Origin of the sequence: Pseudomonas citronellolis (assembly GCF_029335315.1) — a bacterium.
In the GTDB taxonomy this organism is placed as follows: Bacteria; Pseudomonadota; Gammaproteobacteria; order Pseudomonadales; family Pseudomonadaceae; genus Pseudomonas; species Pseudomonas citronellolis_A.
The window spans coordinates 1-17757 of sequence record NZ_JARJLT010000417.1 but is presented as its reverse complement, the minus strand read 5'-3'; the positions used below and the strand labels follow the sequence as shown (position 1 = coordinate 17757).

12 protein-coding genes are annotated in these 17757 nt (G+C 68.9%); 3 read left to right on the top strand and 9 right to left on the bottom strand.

Annotated elements, in window-relative coordinates; all coding sequences use genetic code 11:
- Window positions 1-25: 25 nt before the first annotated feature.
- Window positions 26-1420 carry a methyl-accepting chemotaxis protein gene (locus tag P3W75_RS31620; RefSeq protein ID WP_276231278.1) on the bottom strand — a complete coding sequence of 465 codons (1395 nt, stop codon included), beginning with the start codon at window positions 1418-1420 and terminating at the stop codon, window positions 26-28.
- Between the two features lie 472 nt (window positions 1421-1892).
- Here P3W75_RS31620 and P3W75_RS31615 point away from each other — a divergent pair, with 472 nt between their 5' ends.
- Both P3W75_RS31615 and P3W75_RS31610 read left to right on the top strand, forming a co-directional pair.
- A complete protein-coding gene (locus P3W75_RS31615) occupies window positions 1893-3863 on the top strand; it encodes a DUF1302 domain-containing protein (protein WP_430765433.1) in 1971 nt (656 codons plus the stop codon).
- A gap of 23 nt (window positions 3864-3886) precedes the next feature.
- On the top strand, window positions 3887-5257 hold the full coding sequence (locus P3W75_RS31610; protein ID WP_276231276.1) for a DUF1329 domain-containing protein: 1371 nt from the start codon (window positions 3887-3889) through the stop codon (window positions 5255-5257).
- A gap of 248 nt (window positions 5258-5505) precedes the next feature.
- Here the strand turns inward: P3W75_RS31610 and P3W75_RS31605 are convergent, their stop codons facing one another.
- The 4 genes from P3W75_RS31605 to P3W75_RS31590 form a co-directional block, all read right to left on the bottom strand.
- Window positions 5506-6930, bottom strand: a complete 1425-nt coding sequence (locus tag P3W75_RS31605; protein WP_276231275.1) for an efflux transporter outer membrane subunit — start codon at window positions 6928-6930, stop codon at window positions 5506-5508.
- A complete protein-coding gene (locus P3W75_RS31600) occupies window positions 6927-7994 on the bottom strand; it encodes an HlyD family secretion protein (RefSeq protein ID WP_276231274.1) in 1068 nt (355 codons plus the stop codon). The genes P3W75_RS31605 and P3W75_RS31600 overlap by 4 nt, the downstream gene beginning before the upstream one ends.
- Before the next feature lie 16 nt (window positions 7995-8010).
- Complete coding sequence (locus P3W75_RS31595; protein ID WP_276231273.1) at window positions 8011-9582, bottom strand: MFS transporter; 1572 nt, start codon at window positions 9580-9582, stop codon at window positions 8011-8013.
- Window positions 9583-9734: 152 nt separating this feature from the next.
- On the bottom strand, window positions 9735-10658 hold the full coding sequence (locus P3W75_RS31590; protein ID WP_276231272.1) for a LysR family transcriptional regulator: 924 nt from the start codon (window positions 10656-10658) through the stop codon (window positions 9735-9737).
- 143 nt (window positions 10659-10801) lie between these two features.
- On the opposite strand from P3W75_RS31590, the gene P3W75_RS31585 reads away from it, so the two are divergent.
- Window positions 10802-11224 carry a universal stress protein gene (locus P3W75_RS31585; protein WP_276231271.1) on the top strand — a complete coding sequence of 141 codons (423 nt, stop codon included), beginning with the start codon at window positions 10802-10804 and terminating at the stop codon, window positions 11222-11224.
- Window positions 11225-11418: 194 nt separating this feature from the next.
- Here the strand turns inward: P3W75_RS31585 and guaD are convergent, their stop codons facing one another.
- The 4 genes from guaD to xdhA form a co-directional block, all read right to left on the bottom strand.
- Entirely contained in the window at window positions 11419-12717 is a 1299-nt protein-coding gene (guaD, locus tag P3W75_RS31580) for a guanine deaminase (RefSeq protein WP_276231270.1), read from the bottom strand.
- Between the two features lie 73 nt (window positions 12718-12790).
- Entirely contained in the window at window positions 12791-13642 is an 852-nt protein-coding gene (gene xdhC / locus P3W75_RS31575) for a xanthine dehydrogenase accessory protein XdhC (protein WP_276231269.1), read from the bottom strand.
- 100 nt (window positions 13643-13742) lie between these two features.
- Window positions 13743-16133, bottom strand: coding sequence for a xanthine dehydrogenase molybdopterin binding subunit (xdhB, locus tag P3W75_RS31570; RefSeq protein WP_276231268.1), 2391 nt, complete (start codon window positions 16131-16133; stop codon window positions 13743-13745).
- Window positions 16126-17589: a xanthine dehydrogenase small subunit gene (gene xdhA, locus P3W75_RS31565; protein WP_276231267.1), complete on the bottom strand. Its 1464-nt coding sequence runs from the start codon at window positions 17587-17589 to the stop codon at window positions 16126-16128. The genes xdhB and xdhA overlap by 8 nt, the downstream gene beginning before the upstream one ends.
- Between the last annotated feature and the right edge of the window lie 168 nt (window positions 17590-17757).

The following is a 17757-nucleotide window of genomic DNA, read 5'->3' as shown; positions in this document are numbered from 1 at the left end:
CCGCTCGGCGCCCGGCCCACCCGCCTCAGAGCAGGGCCGAAAGCCGCACGTCGGCGCCCAGCACCCGCTGCAGCCGGCCATCCGCCGCGAACAGCGGCACCGAGACGGTGAAGCAATAGTCGTCGGTGGCGCTGGAGCGATACACGCCGGTGACGTGGGCCCGCCCGCTGTCGCGCACGGCGCGGAACCAGGGCCGCTGCGACCAGTCGCGGCCGCGCGCGCTGGCGCCCCCGGCATCGCCGATGCCCTCGGCGAAGAGGTTCTGCGACAGCTGGATACCATCGCCGCCCACCAGGTAGAACAACTCGAAGCGCGGATCGGCCGCCAGGGTCTGGCGCAGCAGTTGTTCGGCTTCGTCGAGGCCGGCGCCCAGGCGCGGATCGCTCACCAGCCGTTCGACGCTTTCGCGCACCTCGCGGTGCAGGCGCAGGCGGAAGGCGCCCAGGCCGTCGAGCAACTGGTCGGCGTCGGCGCGCACCGCCTGGCTGTGGGTCAGCACCTGGCCGGCCTTGCCGAGCAGGTCGCCGGCGACCTGGGCGATGTTCTGCACGTCGGCGTTGATCGCCCGCACCGCCTGGCCGATCTGCTCGGTGCCGCTGGCGATATGGCTGACCCGCTCGTCGAGGCTGTCCATGGCCTGGCGCGTGCGCTCCAGGCCCTCGCCGACGCTGGCCATGCCGCTGCGCCCGGCGGCCACCGACTGGTGCATCTGCGCGCCGGCCTCGCCCAATTCGGCCATGCCGGCGCGAAAGCCCTCGATGATCCGGCTGACCTCGCCGGTGGCGCTGGTGGTGTGCCCGGCGAGGCGCCGCACCTCCTCGGCGACCACGGCGAAGCCGCGGCCGTGCTCGCCGGCGCGGGCAGCCTCGATGGCGGCGTTGAGCGCCAGCAGGTTGGTCTGCTGGCTGATGCTGGCGATCACCCCGATCACCTGGCTGACTTCCTCCAGTTGCCCGAGCAGGCGCTGGATCACCGCCTCCAGCAGCGCCTCGCTGTGGCCGATGGCCTCGACCTGGCCGAGCACCTGCTGGCCGCTGGCCTGGCAGGCGCGCAGGGTCGCCGCGACTTCGCCGGAAAGCTGCGCCACCCGGCTGGCGCCGGGCACCAGCTCGGCGTCGAGGCTGGTGCTGGCCTGCTCGCTGGCGCTGGCGATCAGCTCCGAGGACTGCGCCAGCAACTGCCCGCTGCTCTCGGTGGCGGCGGCGATCTGCGCCAGGCGCGGCGCGTGTGCGGCGATGTCGACGGCCGCCGCCAGGCTGCCGCCGATGCGCTGCTGCAGGCCGTCGCTGAAGCGGTTCAGGCGCGCCAGCAGCGGTTGCCGCTCGGGCAGGCGGGTGCTCAGGTCGTGGTCTTCCAGCAGGGCGCGCAGGCCCTGTTCTTCAGCGGCCTGGCGGGCCGGTTGGCGCAACAGCTGCAGCATGGCGATCTCCCTTGGGTCTGTCGTTCCGCTAGCAAGCCAAGTGCCATCATTGGCGCCCTCGGCAGCCTGCGCCCCTGACCACGATCGCGCGCGCAGGACGATGCTTGACGCACCGGCGTGGTGCGGGAGAGGACAGATTTGTGAGTCTGAGTGGCGCGCCCTGTCATTGCTGCGCGCCTGGCGCTCAGGTCCAATCCGTCTGGGTCGCACCTTTGTACGATTGAGGGATGAGCGGGCGCCTCATACCCGTGCCTTGGCAAGAGGGGAAACAGTTTGTTACCTTGCCTGCACGATAGTGCCAAAATCCCGCGTGCAGGGTTCTCCGGAGGAGTCAGCGGGCGCCGGCAAGCGCCAGAAGGGGAGATTTACTGCTGAGCCATCGTGCTGGCCAGCAGCCGAGAAACAAATAACAACAGCGCCGGACGCAATGCCCGGGGCGATAAATCTTGGCCGTCATGGAGGTAATGCTTCGATGATCAGTCGTATGCGCATCGAAAAAGGGTGGGGGCGCCCGGTATTCTGGGCCCCGAGTCGGGCTGGCGCGCTCATGGGGCTGCTGCCGTTGCTGGTGGCGGGGACCGTGCAGGCCGCCGAATTCAGCTTCGCCGACAACCAGGTCACCGGCTCGCTGGACACCACTCTGTCGTACGGCGCCATGTGGCGCGTGCAAGGCCGCGGTACCGCGAACATCGACGATATCAACACCGATGACGGTAACCGCAACTTCGACAAGGGGTTGGTTTCCCAGGTCTTCAAGATGACCTCGGACCTCTCCGCCAAATACCAGAACTATGGCCTGTTCATGCGTGGTACCGCGTACTACGACACGCAGATCATGGACAAGCGCAACGACTACCTGAGCACCACCGACGGCGTCGAGCGGCCCAGCCAGTCGTTCCCCAACGACGACCACTTCACCTCGGACACCCGCCACATCAGCGGCCGCAAGGCCGAGCTGCTGGACGCCTACCTGTCCGGCGAATGGGACGTGGCCGAGCACCCGCTGAGCAGCCGCGTCGGCCGCCAGGTGCTGAACTGGGGCGAGAGCACCTTCTACCGCGGTGGCATCAACACCATCAACCCGGTGGACGCCTCGCGCTTCCACCTGCCGGGCTCGGAACTCAAGGAAGTGCTGGTGCCGGTCGAGGCGCTGAGCTTCAACCTGGGGCTGACCGACAACCTGTCGATGGAAAGCTACTACCAGTGGAAGTGGAAAGAGACCCGCCTGGACCCGGTGGGCACCTACTTCTCCGACACCGACCTGTTCGCCGACGGCGGCGACGTCGCCTACACCACCGAAGACAGCCCGCTGTTCAAGCAGTTGCTGGGCGCCTATCCGACCGTGGCCGGCCTCGGCCTGCTGGGCAACGGCCCGGCCGGCCCGAACGCCTACCTGAACCCGGCCACCGGCACCTTCAAGGTCGCCAGCATCGGCAAGGACCTCGACGCCCGCGACAGCGGCGAATACGGCGTGGCCTTCCGCTACGTCGCCGAGGAGCTGAACTCCACCGAGTTCGGCCTGTACTTCGTCAACTACCACTCGAAGGAACCGCAGGTGGCGGTCGACCTGCGCAACTACCAGGGCGTCGACCTCGGCCTGCTCAACACGGCGCTCGGCCCGGGCTTCGCGAGCGCGATTCCCGGCCTCGCGACCCTCGACATGGCCAGCAACGCCCAGGCGCGTCGCGACTACGTCGAAGACATCCGCATGTACGGCTTCAGCTTCAACACCACCCTGGGCGACGCCTCGGTGGCGGGCGAGCTGGCCTACCGGCCGAACATGCCGATCAGCATCTCGGCCACCAACGACCTGCTCGGCGACCTGCTGACCCAGGGCGTGCTCGGCCTGACCAACCTGTACGACGGCAATACCCCGGCCGACCAGGCCTGCGCCGCGGTGTCCGGCAAGCAGCTGTGCCGTGGCAGCCTGTTCGAGAACTACGAGCGCGCCGAGACCTACAACGCCTCGCTGACCGGCATCTACAACTTCGGCCCGCACATGACCTTCGACTCGGTGGTCGGTGTGGCCGAGGTGGCCGGCGAGTTCATCCGTGGCAGCAGCCTGGAGTACACCGCCTGGGACGGCACCACGCGCAAGTACGTGGGCGCGCAGGACAAGTCCTATGTCGGCGGCGCCGACGACGACCAGCAGATCACCCGCGACAGCTATGGCTACACCCTGTTGCTCAGTGGTACCTGGAACGACGTGTTCGCCGGCGTGAAGCTGACCCCGTACGTGGTCTACCAGGACGACTTCAAGGGCAACTCCGACCGCACCGGCAACTTCATCGAGGGCCGCAAGGCCTACACCCTGGGCGCCGACGCCACCTACCTGAACGCCTTCCAGGTCGGCATGCAGTACACCAACTACTACGGGGCGGGGGACGACAACTCCATGCGTGACCGCGACAACGTCTCGATCACCGGCAAGTACTCGTTCTGATCAACCTGGGCACGGAGACTCGTATGATCATCAAGAAACCCCTGGTCGCCCTGCTGGCCCTGGCGGCCCTGGCCGCGACCGACGCGCGCGCCGCCGTCAGCGCCGACCAGGCCGCGCAGCTCAAGAGCAGCCTGACCCCGCTGGGCGCGGAGAAGGCCGGCAACGCCGCCGGCACCATCCCCGCCTGGACCGGCGGCCTGACCCAGGCCCCGGCCGGCTACAAGGGCCCGGGCAGCCACCACGTGGACCCCTTCGCCGGCGACAAGCCGCAGTTCACCATCAGCAAGGCCAACCTGGAGCAGTACAAGGCGAACCTGACCCCCGGCCAGATCGCCCTGTTCAACACCTACCCGGACAGCTTCCAGATGCCGGTCTACCAGACCCGGCGCAGCGGCGCGGCCCCGCAGTGGGTGTATGACAACACCTTCAGGAACGCCACCACCGGGACCCTGGTGGAGGGCGGCAACGGCTTCGCCAACGCCTATGGCGGCGTGCCGTTCCCGATTCCGCAGAGCGGCCTGGAAGCGCTGTGGAACCACATCGCCCGCTACCGTGGCACCTACATCGAGCGGCGCTCGGCGCAGACCGGCGTGCAGCGCAACGGCGCCTACTCGCTGGTGACCTCCCAGGACGCCGCGCTGTTCCGCTTCTACGATCCCAAGGGCAGCTTCGAGCAACTGGGCAACACCCTGTTCTACTACATGACCTTCACCACCGCGCCGGCGCGCCTGGCGGGCGAGGGCGCGCTGGTGCAGGAGACCCTCGACCAGGTCAAGGAACCGCGCCAGGCCTGGGGCTACAGCCCTGGCCAGCGCCGCGTGCGGCGCGCGCCGACGCTGGCCTACGACACCCCGATCGAGGACTCCGACGGCCTGCGCACCGCCGACGACACCGACATGTACAACGGTGCCCCGGACCGCTACACCTGGACCCTGGTAGGCAAGAAGGAGATCTACATCCCCTACAACAACTACCTGGTCACCAGTCCCCAGGTTAAGTACCAGGACCTGCTCACCCCCGGCCATATCAACCCGAAATACACCCGCTACGAGCTGCACCGGGTATGGGTGGTGGAAGGCAAGCTGAAGCCCGGCGCGCGGCACATCTACAGCAAGCGCACCCTGTACCTCGACGAGGACAGCTGGGGCGCGGCGGTGGTCGACCAGTACGACGGCCGCGGCGAGCTGTGGCGGGTGTCGATGGCCTACCTGAAGAACTTCTACGAGCAGCCCATGGTGTGGACCGCGCTGGACACCTTCCACGACCTGCAATCGCGCCGTTACAGCGTGCAATGGCTGGACAACGAAGAGGCCGGCACCGCGGACTTCAGCAAACCGGCGCCGGACGTCGCCGAGTTCAGCCCGGCGGCGCTGCGCCGCAAGGCTTCGCGCTAAAGCGCGCTTTTTGTAGGAGCGAGCTTGCTCGCGAACGGAGTTACCCGGCGGCTGTGGTGCCCAGGGTGACTCCGCTCCCTCTCCCTAACCCTCTCCCGCAAGCGGGAGAGGGGACCGTTCGGAGTGCGCTGCTATTTTCGCGTTAGCCGGCTTGCACCGAGTCGCCGGCTGCTACCAAATCCCTTCTCGGCACGGATAGCCCCCTCTCCCGCTTGCGGGAGAGGGCTGGGGAGAGGGGCTCTTCGCTTCTATAACGCAGCCGCCTCTTCCCACCCCCCACCCAACGCCTTGTAGAGCAGCGCCAGGTTCACCGCCACGGCCTCGCCGCTGCGCGCCTGGCGTTCCTCGCTGGCCAGTAGCTCGCGCTGCGCGCTGAGCACGTTGAGGAAGTCCACCGCCCCCGCCTTGTACTGCTCGCGAGCGTTCGCCAGGGCCGTGCGGCCGTGTTCCACCGCCTCGTCGAGGGCCGCCAGTTCGCGCTGGTCGGCGGCGTAGTCGCTCAGTGCGTCGTCCACTTCGCGCCAGGCGTTGAGCACGGTGCGCCGGTAGGCGATGGCCGCCTCGCGTTGCTGCGCCTCGCGCAGGGCCAGGGTGCCCTTGAGCCGTCCGCCCTCGAAGATCGGAAGGTGCAGGCTGGGGCCGATACCGAAGGTGTGGCTGTTCCAGTCGCCGAAGTTGGCCAGTTGCAGGGCCTGGAAACCGAAGTCGCCGTTGAGGCTGATGCGCGGGTAGAAGTCCGCCCGGGCCATGCCGATGCCGGCGGTGGCGGCGTGCAGCTGCGCCTCGGCCTGGCGGATGTCCGGGCGGCGTTGCGCCAGTTGCGAGGGCAGGCCCACCGGCACCGCGCGCGGCGGGCGCGGCAGGGGAGCGGCCTGGGCCAGTTCGGCGGTCAGCGCGCCGGGCTGCTCGCCGAGCAGGAAGGCCAGGGCGTTGAGCAGCCGTGCCTGGCGCTTCTGGCTGCCGGGCAGCTGCGATTCGATCACCGCCACCTGGGCCTTGGCCTCGGCGACGTCGAGCTCGGTGGCCACGCCCTCGGCGCGGCGCATCTGGGTCAGCTGCAGGCTGTGCCGGGCGATCTCCAGGTTGCCGCGCAGGATCGCCTCGCGGCGCTGCTCGCCGCGCAGCTGCAGGTAGTCGCGGACGCTTTCGGCGAGCACCGCGACCAGCACGTCGTGGCGGCTCGCCTGGCTGGCCTCGACCTGCGCGTTGGCCGCCTCCAGCTCGCGGCGCACGCGGCCCCACAGGTCCAGTTCCCAGCTCAGGGTGAAGCCGGCGTCGAGCTGGTTGAAGTTGTGCCGGCCGCTCTCGCCGGACGGGTCGGACAGGCCCACCTCGCTGTTGCGCTGGCGCGAGTAGGCGGCGTTGCCGTCCACCGTCGGCACGGCGTCGGCGCCCAGCGCCTGGCGGATCGCGCGGCTCTGCTGCAGGCGCGCGGCGGCGGCCTGCAGGTCGAGGTTGCCGGCCGCCACGCGGGCTTGCAGGCGGTCCAGTTGCGGGTCGTTGAACAGCCGCCACCAGCGGCTTTCCACGGCGCCGTCGGCGGGCTGGCTGGGTACGTCGGCGCCCTTGGCGTTCCAGGCGGCCGGCGCGGCGGCGTCGGGTGTGCGGAAGTCCGGGCCGAGGCTGCAGGCGCCCAGGGCCAGGCAGGCGAGCAGGAGCGGGGCGTGCTTCATTGCGCAGCCACCTGTTCGCCGGCGGCGGAAGCGGTGTCGATGCTGGCGATCACCGACATGCCCACGCGCAGGCGGGCAAGCAGCGCCTGGTTCGGTTCCAGCACGATCTTCACCGGAATGCGCTGCACCACCTTGGTGAAGTTGCCGGTGGCGTTGTCCGGGGCGATGGGCGCGAAGCTCAGGCCAGTGGCCGGGGCGATGCTGTCGACGTGGCCGCGCAGCACTTCGCCGGGGAAGCTGTCGACGCGCACGCTGACCGCCTGGCCAGGACGCACCTCGGTGAGCTGGGTTTCCTGGAAGTTGCCGACCACGTAGGCCTGCTGCAGCGGCACCACCGCCAGCAGCGGGCTGCCCGGGGTGACGTAGGCGCCGACGCGCACGCCACGGCGGCCGACCATGCCGTCGAAGGGCGCGCGAATCTCGCAATAGGACAGGTTCAGCTGCGCCTGCCGCAACTGCGCTTCGCCGCGTTTCACCGCGCTCTGCGCCTCGGCCTGCTGGGCCAGCAGCACGTCCAGCTGCTTGCGCGAGGCGAGGGTGGCGGCGCGCGCCTTGTCCAGCGCGGCCTGGCTGGTGTCCAGGCGCGAGCGCGCCTGCTGGGCGTTCTGCAGGGTTCCGGCGCCCTGGCTGGCGAGGTGCTGGTAGCGCTCCAGTTCCTGGCGGGCGAAGCGCTGGGTGGCCTGGTCGGCCTCGACCTGGGCGCTGTTCTGGGCGATCACCGCCTGCTGGCGCTCGAGGTCGGCGCTGACGTGGCGCAGGCGCGCCTGGGCCGACAGCAGGTCGGCCTCGGCGGCGGCCAGGGCGGCCTGGTAGTCGCGGGCGTCGATGCGCGCCAATACCTGGCCGGCCTTGACCGCCTGGTTGTCTTCCACCCGCACGTCGTCGACGATCCCGGCGACCTTCGGCGCCACCAGGGTGAAGTCGGCGTGCACATAGGCGTCGTCGGTGCTCTGCGCGCGTTCCGGGGCGAGCAGGCGCAGCAGCAGCCAGGCCAGCGTGGCGAGCAGCAGCACGGCGGCCAGCGTCAGGCCGGCGCGGCGGGAGGTGAGCGAGGTCTTGGTCATGATGGCGTTCCGAATCTCAGTGAGCGGGGGCGACCGGGCGCGGCGGGTACACGCGCAGCGGCATCAGGGCGATCAGCGGGAGCAGGGCGGCGGCGAGCCAGGCCATGCACCAGAGGGTGTCGGCGGCGGCGAGCACGGCGGCCTGGCCGTGTACCTGCCCGGCCAGGCGCGCGAGGCTGCCGTCGAGCTGCCCCAGGCGCAGGTCCAGGGCCTGGGGCGCGGCGCCCAGGTGGTCGACCAGGCGGTTGGAGTGGTAGTGCTCGCGGGCGGTCATGAGGATGCCCACCACGGCGCTGCCGATGACCCCGGCGAAGGCCCGCACGCTGTTGAACCAGGCCGAGGCGAAGGGCCCCTCGATGGGCGCCACCACGCTGGTGGCGGACATCAGCAGCGGCACCACGGCCATCGGCTGGCCGATGATCTGCAGGGCCAGCAGCAGGTAGAAGTTGTCCCGCGTCCAGTCGCTGGTGAGCTGGCTCATGCCGTAGGCCGAGAGGCCGCAGAGGCCGATGCCGATGGCCAGCACCCAGCGGCAATCGACGCGCGGGATGTTGCACAGGCCGGCCACCAGCGGCAGCGTCAGCAGCTGCGGCAGCGCCACCAGCAGCGCCATGGGCGCGGTTTGCAGCGGGCGGTAGCCGTGGGCCGCGGCCAGGTAGGAAGCCGGTACCCCGGCGCAGGCGCCGAGCACCACCAGGACGCCGGCCAGGGTCAGCAGCGAATGGCTGAAGTTGTGCCGCTTGAGGATGTCCAGGCGGAAGAACGGCAGCGGGTGGGTCCATTCGTTGAGGAAGAACGCCACCAGCAGCGCCGCGCCGCCGACCAGCAGCAGGCAGATGAGATCGGATTCGAACCAGTCCAGGCGCTCGCCCTGCAGCAGGCCCAGCACCAGCATGAGGATGCCTGGCAGGCCGAGGCCCAGGCCGATCCAGTCGAACTGGCGGAAACGCTCCAGGCGCGTCGGGTCCTGGGGAATGCCCCAGGCCACCGCGGCCGTGGCCAGCGCGCAGAGCGGAATGACCTGCCAGAACACCCACTGCCAGCCGACGTACTCGGTCCACAGTGCCGCCAGCGGCATGCCCAGGTTGGGCGCGAAGGTCGCGGTGAGGGCGTAGGCGCCCAGGCCGTAGAGCTTGATCCCCGGCGGCAGGAAGCGCAGCGCCACGGTCATCAGCATCGGCGGCATGCAGCCGCCGGCCAGCCCTTGCAGGGCGCGCAGCAGGTACAGCGTCTGCACGTTGGGGGCGAACGGGCAGAGCAGCCCGAGCACGGCGAACACGGCGATGGCGCCGAGGGTGAAGCGGCGCAGCGAGAAGGTCACCGAGAACCAGGGCGCGAAGGCCATGGCGGCGACCTGGAAGGCCGCGTACAGCGCCAGCAGCCAGGTGCCTTCGTCGTGGCCGATGGCGAGCGCGCCGCGCACGTCGCTCATCGCCAGGTCGGTGACCTTGTCGTTGAGCCCGGCGCTGAGCGAGGCGACCAGCACGCCGAGCATGCCGACCACGATGCGCGGGCCGAACGGCTGGGCCGCCGGTTTCGCCGGCTGGGCGGCGGCGGGGGTGGCGAGCGGCGTGAGCGCGGCGGTCATGTCCGAACCTCGCGAGGGAGGCCGGGCGGCGGGATTGGACAAGGCATGGCGTCGGGAACTCTGCGGTTTTGCCGTGAGTCTAGGGAGCGCCAATTGCTGTGAAAATTGAAATGATTACAACTAATCAGTGCGCCTGGCGCACTGGTTGGGCATCAGTTCAGCAGCCCCGAACTCTCCCGCAGCTCGATGCACACGCGCTTCACCGTTTGCCGCAGCCAGCTGTGCGCCGGGTCGTTGTCGAAGCGCGGGTGCCAGGCCTGGAGGATCACCACCGATTTCAGCGGCAGCGGAATGTCGAACTTGCGCAGCGACAGGCCCAGGCGGTCGAGGCGCCACAGCGAATGCTCGGCGATCGGCAGCAGCAGGTCGGATTCGAGCAGGGCGAAGATCGAGGAATGGAAAGTCGGTGCGATCAGGCGGATGTCGCGCCTGAGCCCGAGGTTGGCCAGTTCCTCGTCGATCGGCCCGGCGGACCGGCCGCGCCGCGACACGCTGATCTGCGGGTAGGCGGCGAAACGCTGCGGGGTGATCTCGCCGTCGAAGATCGGGTGGTCGCGGCGCGCCAGGCCGACGAAGTTGGTTGTGAACAGGGTCTGGGTGCGGATTTCCGGTTCCAGGCTGGAGGTGGCGCCGATGTACAGGTCGATGCGGTTCTGCCGCAGGGCCTCGTCGTCGAAGTCGGCCTCGGGGGCGATGCGCAGGCTGCAACGCGGCGCCTCGTCGCGCATCACCGCGAGCATGCGCGAGGCGAAGCCGCCCACCAGTACGTTGTTGGAACGCAGCACGAAGCAGCGTTCGAGCTGGTCCAGGCGCAGGTTTTCCTTGGCGTTGAACAGGCGCATGGCGTGTTCCACCAGCTCGCTGACTTCCTCGCGCAGTTGCAGCGCCCGTGGCGTGGGCACCAGGTTGCGCCCGGCGCGGACCATGATCGGGTCGCCCACCGCCTCGCGGATGCGCCCCAGCGTGCGGCTCATGGCCGGCGGGCTCAGGTGCAGGCGGCGCGCGGCGCCGACCACGCTGCCCTCTTCGAGCAGCACGTTGAGGGCGACCAGCAGGTTGAGGTCGGGCAGGGCCATGGCGCCTCCGGGAGCGTTCGTTCGCAGCGATGCTCGGCGATACGTGCGTGCGGCGCAACTCTGGAATGCGCCAGCGGTGCCTTTACGCACTCCGGGCCAGCCCGAAGAATGACGGGCATTTGCCGTCTTGAAGAGGAAACCCCATGTTCGAATGCATCCTGGTCGCCATCGATGGCTCGCCGCAGTCGCGGCGCATCGTCGCCACCGCCGCCGAGCTGGCCGCTGGCGGCGAGTCGCGCCTGCAGGTGGTCTGCGTGGTGGACCGGGCCTTCGCCCTGACCCAGGAGGACGGCCTCGATTATCCGCCGGCCGAGCACGAGCAGCATGAAGCCCAGGGCCTGCTCGACGCCGCGCTGCGCGAGCTGCCGGCCGGGCGCGCCGAGGGCCGCCTGCTGGCCGGCGACCCGGCGCGGGCGATCCTGCGCGAGGCGGAGCGCCTGGCGTGCGACCTGATCGTCATCGGCCACCGCCACCTGGGACGGATCGAACGGCTGCTCGACCCGTCGGTGGGGCAGCGGGTGATCGAGCGCGCGCCCTGTCCGGTGTTGGTCGAGGTGCGGGAATAGCGCGAAGCTCTTCCGCATCACCCCGACTCGGCGGCATACGTAGGGCGAATAACCGTTCGCGGTTATCCGCCGCCAGACCTTGGCCTTGCGGCGGATAACGCCTGGGGCGTTATGCGCCCTACGGTTCGGGGGAGAAAAGCGGCCACGCCGGCGGGTGGTCCTGAGCGAGGGCCCGGCCGGCGCGACCGTAAGGGTCAGCCGCGCTGGTGCACCGGGCGGCCGTGGGCGAAGGTTTCGCGCACCGCGCGGTCGTCGCCGAGGATGATCAGGGCGAAGAGCTTCTCTTCCAGGCTCTTCGCCTGTTGCAGGCGGTAGTCCAGCAGCGGGGTGGCCTTGTAGTCGAGGACCACGAAGTCCGCCTCGTTGCCCTGGGCGAAGCTGCCGACCTTGTCCTGCAGCTCCAGCGCGCGGGCGCCGCCGAGGGTGGCGAGGTACAGCGACTTGAACGGGTCGAGCTTGATGCCCTGCAGCTGCATCACCTTGTACGCCTCGTTCAGCGATTGCAGCTGGGAGAAGCTGGTGCCGGCGCCGACGTCGGTGCCCAGGCCGACCTTGACCTTGTACTTCTCCAGCTTCGCCAGGTCGAACAGGCCGCTGCCGAGGAACAGGTTCGAGGTTGGGCAGAAGGCCACCGCCGAGCCGGTTTCGGCCAGGCGCTGGCATTCGCCGTCGCACAGGTGCACGCCATGGGCGAACACCGAGCGCGCGCCGAGCAGGCCGTGGTGGTCGTAGACGTCCAGGTAGCCGCTGCGCTCGGGGAACAGCTCCTTGACCCATTCGATCTCCTTGCGGTTCTCCGACAGGTGGGTGTGCAGGTACACGCCCGGGTGCTCCTTGAGCAGGCGCCCGGCGGCGTCGAGCTGTTCGGGGGTGCTTGTGGGCGCGAAGCGCGGGGTCACCGCGTAGAGCAGGCGGCCCTTGCCGTGCCAGCGCTCGATCAGCGCCTTGCTGTCGCGGTAGCTGCTCTCGGCGGTGTCGGTCAGGTAGTCCGGGGCGTTGCGGTCCATCATCACCTTGCCGGCGATCAGGCGCAGGTCGAGCTTCTCGGCGGCGCCGAACAGCGCGTCCACCGACTGCGGGTGCACGCTGCCGAACACCAGCGCGGTGGTGGTGCCGTTGCGCAGCAGTTCCTTGAGGAAGATGCCGGCGACGTCGGCGGCGTGGGCCGGGTCGGCGAACTGCTTCTCGGTGGGGAAGGTGTAGGTGTTCAGCCAGTCCAGCAGCTGCTCGCCGTAGGAGGCGATCATGCCGGTCTGCGGGTAGTGGATGTGGGTGTCGATGAAGCCGGGGGTGATCAGCGCGTCGCGGTATTCCTCCACTTCCACGCCGCCCAGTTGCGGCAGCAGTTCGGCGGCGTGGCCGAGGCGCGCGACCTTGCCGTCCTCCACCAGCAGGATGCCGTCTTCGAAGTATTGGTAGGACTGGTCGACACCCACTTCGGCGGGGTCGGCGACGCTGTGCAGGATGCTGGCGCGGTAGGCTTTGCTGGTCATGTCGTTCTCTCGATCCTGGGAACGATGGGTATCGCTTCGCTCAACCCATCCTACGAATGTCTGTTGTCTGCCGTCAGGCACCGCTCTCGGCGGTGCGGGCGCGGCGGCTGCTGGGCAGGAGCCTGGCCACCGAGTGTTCGCCGCTGGCCTTTTCCTGGCCGAAGGCGGCGTTGTAGGTGGCGATCACTTCGCCGGCGATGGACACGGCGATCTCCGCCGGCAGCTTGCCCTTCACCTCGGCGATGCCCATCGGGCAGCGCATGCGCTGCACGCTCTCGCTGGCGAAGCCGCGGTCGCGCAGGCGGTGTTCGAACTTGGCGCGCTTGGTGTCCGAGCCGATCAGGCCGAAGTAGCCGAAGTCGTCGCGCCCCAGTATCGCCGCGGTCAGCTCCAGGTCCAGGGCGTGGTTGTGGGTCATGACGATGTAGTAGCTGCCCGCCGGCATATTCTCGACCTCATCGAGCACGTCGTCATTCAGGATTTTCTCCACCCCGGCGGGGATCGCCTCGGGGAACTCGGCGTCGCGCGAGTCGATCCAGCGCACCTTGCACGGCAGGCTGGCGAGCAGCGGCACCAGCGCGCGGCCGACGTGGCCGGCGCCGAACACCGCGATATGCGCCTGCGGCTGGCCCATCGGCTCGAACAACAGCACGGTGGCGCCGCCGCAGCACTGGCCGAGGCTGGCGCCCAGGCTGAAGCGCTCCAGGCGCGGCTGCTGGCTGCGCTGCTGGAGCATCTCGCGGGCGATCTGCAGGGCCTTGTACTCCAGGTGGCCGCCGCCGATGGTGTCGTACAGCTTGTCGGCGCCGACGACCATCTTCGAGCCGGCGTTGCGCGGCGTGGAGCCGCGCTCCTCGATGATGGTCACCAGCACGGCGGCTTCGCCGCGTTGCTGCAGGTCGGCGAGGGCGCTGATCCAGTTCATGGCTTCAACCTCGGAAGGGGCGTAGGGCGTACAACCGTTCGCGGTTGTACGCCGTTGGCGGCGGATAACGCTGTGGCGTTATGCGCCCTACGGTGGATCGTCACGCGGGCTCGACCGCTGTCGGCGTGGGCTGTTGCTGCGCCTGCTTGAGCTTGCGCATCTGCTCCACGCCCCAGAGCACCCGCTCCGGCGTCGCCGGGGCGTCGATCTGCGGCTGCACGCGGTAGTCGGCCAGGCTCGCCACGGCGTCCTTGATCGCGCAGAACACCGAGATGCCGAGCATGAACGGCGGCTCGCCGACGGCCTTGGAGTGGAACACCGTCTGCTCCGGGTTCTTGCGGTTCTCCACCAGCTTCACCCGCAAATCCAGCGGCATGTCGGCGATCGCCGGGATCTTGTAGCTGGCCGGGCCGTTGGTCACGAGCTTGCCCTTGGCGTTCCACACCAGCTCTTCCATGGTCAGCCAGCCCATGCCCTGGACGAAGCCGCCCTCCACCTGGCCGATGTCGATGGCCGGGTTCAGCGAGTCGCCGACGTCGTGCAGGATGTCGGTGCGCAGCATGCGGTATTCGCCGGTCAGGGTGTCCACCAGCACCTCGGAGCAGGACACGCCGAAGGCGAAGTAGTAGAACGGCCGGCCGGCGGCCTTGGTGCGGTCGTAGAAAATCTTCGGCGTGCGGTAGAAGCCGGTGGAGGAGAGCGACACCTGGCCGAAGTAGGCCTGCTGCACCAGTTCCTCGAACGGCAGGATCAGGTCGCGCACGCGCACCTGGTTGTTGCGGAACTCGACGTCTTCCTCGGTGACCTTCCAGTGCCGCGCGGCGAACTCCACCAGGCGCTGCCTGAGGGTTTCGGCGGCGTTCTGCGCGGCCTTGCCGTTGAGGTCGGCGCCGCTGGAGGCGGCGGTGGGCGAGGTGTTCGGCACCTTGTCGGTGTTGGTCGCGGTGATCTGCACGCGGTCGATGTCGACCTGGAAGACCTCCGCCACCACCTGCGCGACCTTGGTGTTGAGCCCCTGGCCCATCTCGGTGCCGCCGTGGTTCAGGTGGATGCTGCCGTCGGTGTAGATGTGGATCAGCGCGCCGGCCTGGTTGAGGAAGGTGGCGGTGAAGCTGATGCCGAACTTCACCGGGGTCAGCGCCAGGCCTTTCTTGAGGACCGGGCTGGCGGCGTTGAACGCGCGAATCTCGGCGCGACGCTTGGCATAGTCGGCGCTGGCTTCGAGCTCGGCGGTCATTTCCTCCAGCAGGTTGTGTTCCACCTGCTGGTGGTAGTGGGTGACGTTGCGTTCTTCCTTGCCGTAGTAGTTGCGCTTGCGCACCTCCAGCGGGTCCTTGCCCAGGTGGCGCGCCACGGCGTCCATCACTTCCTCGATGGCGACCATCCCCTGCGGGCCGCCGAAGCCGCGGTAGGCGGTGTTCGAGGCGGTGTTGGTCTTGCAGCGGTGGCCGTTGATGGTGGCGTTGCCGAGGAAGTAGGCGTTGTCGGAGTGGAACATCGCGCGGTCGACGATGGAGCCGGAGAGGTCCGGCGAGTAGCCGCAGTTGCCGGCCAGGTCCATGTGGATGCCGTGCAGCAGGCCGTCGTCGTCGAAGCCCACGTCGTACTCGACGTAGAACGGGTGACGCTTGCCGGTCATCTGCATGTCTTCGACGCGCGGCAGGCGCATCTTCGCCGGGCGTCCGGTGAGCGTGGCGATCACCGCGCACAGGCAGGCGGGCGCGGCGGCCTGGGTTTCCTTGCCGCCGAAGCCGCCACCCATGCGGCGCATGTCGATCACCACCTTGTTGAAGGAGATGCCCAGCACCTCGGCCACCAGCTTCTGCACCTCGGTGGGGTTCTGCGTGGAGGTGTAGACGATCACGCCGCCGTCCTCGGTGGGCATCACCGAGGAAATCTGCGTCTCCAGGTAGAAGTGCTCCTGGCCGCCGATGTGCAGGGTGCCCTGGATGCGGTGCGGCGCGCTGGCCAGCTGCGCGGTGGAGTCGCCGATCTTGTGCTGGTGGCTGTCCAGCACGAAATGCTTCTTGCGCAGCGCCTCGACCACGTCGAGCACCGGCTCCAGGTCCTCGTACTCGATGATCGCCGCCATGGCCGCCTTGCGCGCGGTCTCCAGGCTGTCGGCGGCCACCGCGATGACCATCTGGCCGAGGTATTCGACCTTGCCGTCGGCCAGCAGCGGGTCGCCGGCGACCACCGGGCCGATGTCCAGCTGGCCGGGCACGTCGTCCTTGGTGATGGCGATGGCCACGCCGGGGAAGTCATAGCAGGGGCTGACGTCGAGCCGGGTGATGCGCGCGTGGGCGCGGTCGCTCATGCGGGCATAGACGTGCAACTGGTTGGGGAATTCCAGGCGGTCGTCGATGTACACCGCCTCGCCGCTGACGTGCTTGGGCGCGCTCTCGTGCTTGACGCTCCTGCCCACGCCGGTGGTCAGGTCGGCGCGGAACAGCGCCTGCAGTTCTTCCTGGCTTTTCTGTTGCTTATGCATATGCGGTCACCCGAGTCACGGCCTGGGGCGCTTCCAGTTCGAGGAAGCATTTGCGCAGCAGGTTCTGCGCGGTGAGCAGGCGGTATTCCTTGCTGGCGCGGAAGTCCGAGAGCGGGGTGAAGTCCTCGCCCAGGGCGACGGCCGCGTTCTCGAAGGTGGCGGCGCTGAACGGCTGGCCGAGCAACGCCGCCTCGCAGGCGCGGGCGCGCTTGGGGATCGCCGCCATGCCGCCGAAGCCACTGCGCACGGCGCTGATGCGGCAGTCCTCGACGGTAATGCTGAAGGCCGCGCAGACCGCCGAGATGTCGTCGTCCAGGCGCTTGGACACCTTGTAGGCGCGGAACGCCTGGTGGGCCTGCGGGCGCGGGACTATCACCTTCTCGATGAACTCGCCTTCCTGGCGCGCGGTGACCTTGTAGTCGATGAAGTAGTCCTCGATCGGCAGCTCGCGGCTCTCGGCGCCCTTGCGCAGCACGATGCGCGCGCCCAGGGCGATCAGCAGCGGCGGCGAGTCGCCGATGGGCGAGGCGTTGCCGATGTTGCCGCCGAGGGTGCCCTGGTTGCGGATCTGCAGCGAGGCGAAGCGGTGCAGCAGCTCGCCGAAGTCCGGGTAGTCGTGGGCCAGGGCTTCGTAGCAGTCGGTCAGCGAGGCCGCGGCGCCCAGCTCGATGCGGTCGGCGAACACCTCGACGCGTTTCATCTCCTCGACATGCCCGACGTAGATCATCACCGGCAGTTCGCGGTGGAACTGGGTGACTTCCAGGGCCAGGTCGGTGCCGCCGGCCAGCAGGCGCGCCTGCGGGTTGGCGGAGTAGAGGTCGGCCAGGTCGCCGATGGTCAGCGGCAGCAGGCAGCGCTTGTCGCCGCTGTTCAGCTCGGCGGTTTCGCGCGGGGCGATGGCTTTCAGCTGGGCGATGGTCTGGGGTTCGGCGGCGTCGAACTGGTCCGGGCGCTGCTGGCAGCAGGACTGCTCGGCGGCGTCGAGGATCGGCCGGTAGCCGGTGCAGCGGCAGAGGTTGCCGGCCAGCGCTTCGTAGGCCTCGGCCTTGCGCGCTTCAGGGGTTTCGCCGGCGCTGTTCTTCTGCAGGGCGAACAGCGACATGACGAAGCCGGGGGTGCAGAAGCCGCACTGCGAACCGTGGCAATCCACCATGGCCTGCTGCACGCCGTGCAGTTCGCCGCGGTGCTTGAGGTCGTCGACCACGATCAACTGCTTGCCGTGCAGGGCGGAGACGAAGGTCAGGCAGGAATTGAGGGTGCGGTAACGGATGCGCTCGGCGCCGTCGGCACCGACCAGCTCGCCGACCACCACGGTGCAGGCGCCGCAGTCACCGGAGGCGCAGCCCTCCTTGGTGCCGGTCTTGCCGAGGTGCTGGCGCAGGTAGTTGAGCACGGTGAGATTCGGGTCGAGGCGGTCTTCGACACGCAGCTCGCGGTTGAGCAGGAACCTGATCAAGGCATGCCTCCAGGCGGATTCTTGTTTTGTGCGGGGCGCTGGAGGCGAATCTAGGAAAAGCTGACTTTCAAGTCAACATAAATTCTGATCTTTTGGTCAGCTATTTCAGGTATGTGGATTTTTCGTAGGAACGGGCCATGCCCGCGATCCCGGGGCGGGGCGCAAAAA

Coding starts and splice junctions, on each gene's coding strand:
- P3W75_RS31585 (WP_276231271.1), top strand. CDS start 10,802: ATGTTCGAATGCATCCTGGTCGCCATCGATGGCTCGCCGCAGTCGCGG.
- guaD (WP_276231270.1), bottom strand. CDS start 12,717: ATGACCAGCAAAGCCTACCGCGCCAGCATCCTGCACAGCGTCGCCGAC.
- P3W75_RS31600 (WP_276231274.1), bottom strand. CDS start 7,994: ATGACCAAGACCTCGCTCACCTCCCGCCGCGCCGGCCTGACGCTGGCC.
- P3W75_RS31610 (WP_276231276.1), top strand. CDS start 3,887: ATGATCATCAAGAAACCCCTGGTCGCCCTGCTGGCCCTGGCGGCCCTG.
- xdhB (WP_276231268.1), bottom strand. CDS start 16,133: ATGCATAAGCAACAGAAAAGCCAGGAAGAACTGCAGGCGCTGTTCCGC.
- P3W75_RS31620 (WP_276231278.1), bottom strand. CDS start 1,420: ATGCTGCAGCTGTTGCGCCAACCGGCCCGCCAGGCCGCTGAAGAACAG.
- P3W75_RS31590 (WP_276231272.1), bottom strand. CDS start 10,658: ATGGCCCTGCCCGACCTCAACCTGCTGGTCGCCCTCAACGTGCTGCTC.
- P3W75_RS31615 (WP_430765433.1), top strand. CDS start 1,893: ATGATCAGTCGTATGCGCATCGAAAAAGGGTGGGGGCGCCCGGTATTC.
- P3W75_RS31605 (WP_276231275.1), bottom strand. CDS start 6,930: ATGAAGCACGCCCCGCTCCTGCTCGCCTGCCTGGCCCTGGGCGCCTGC.
- xdhC (WP_276231269.1), bottom strand. CDS start 13,642: ATGAACTGGATCAGCGCCCTCGCCGACCTGCAGCAACGCGGCGAAGCC.
- P3W75_RS31595 (WP_276231273.1), bottom strand. CDS start 9,582: ATGACCGCCGCGCTCACGCCGCTCGCCACCCCCGCCGCCGCCCAGCCG.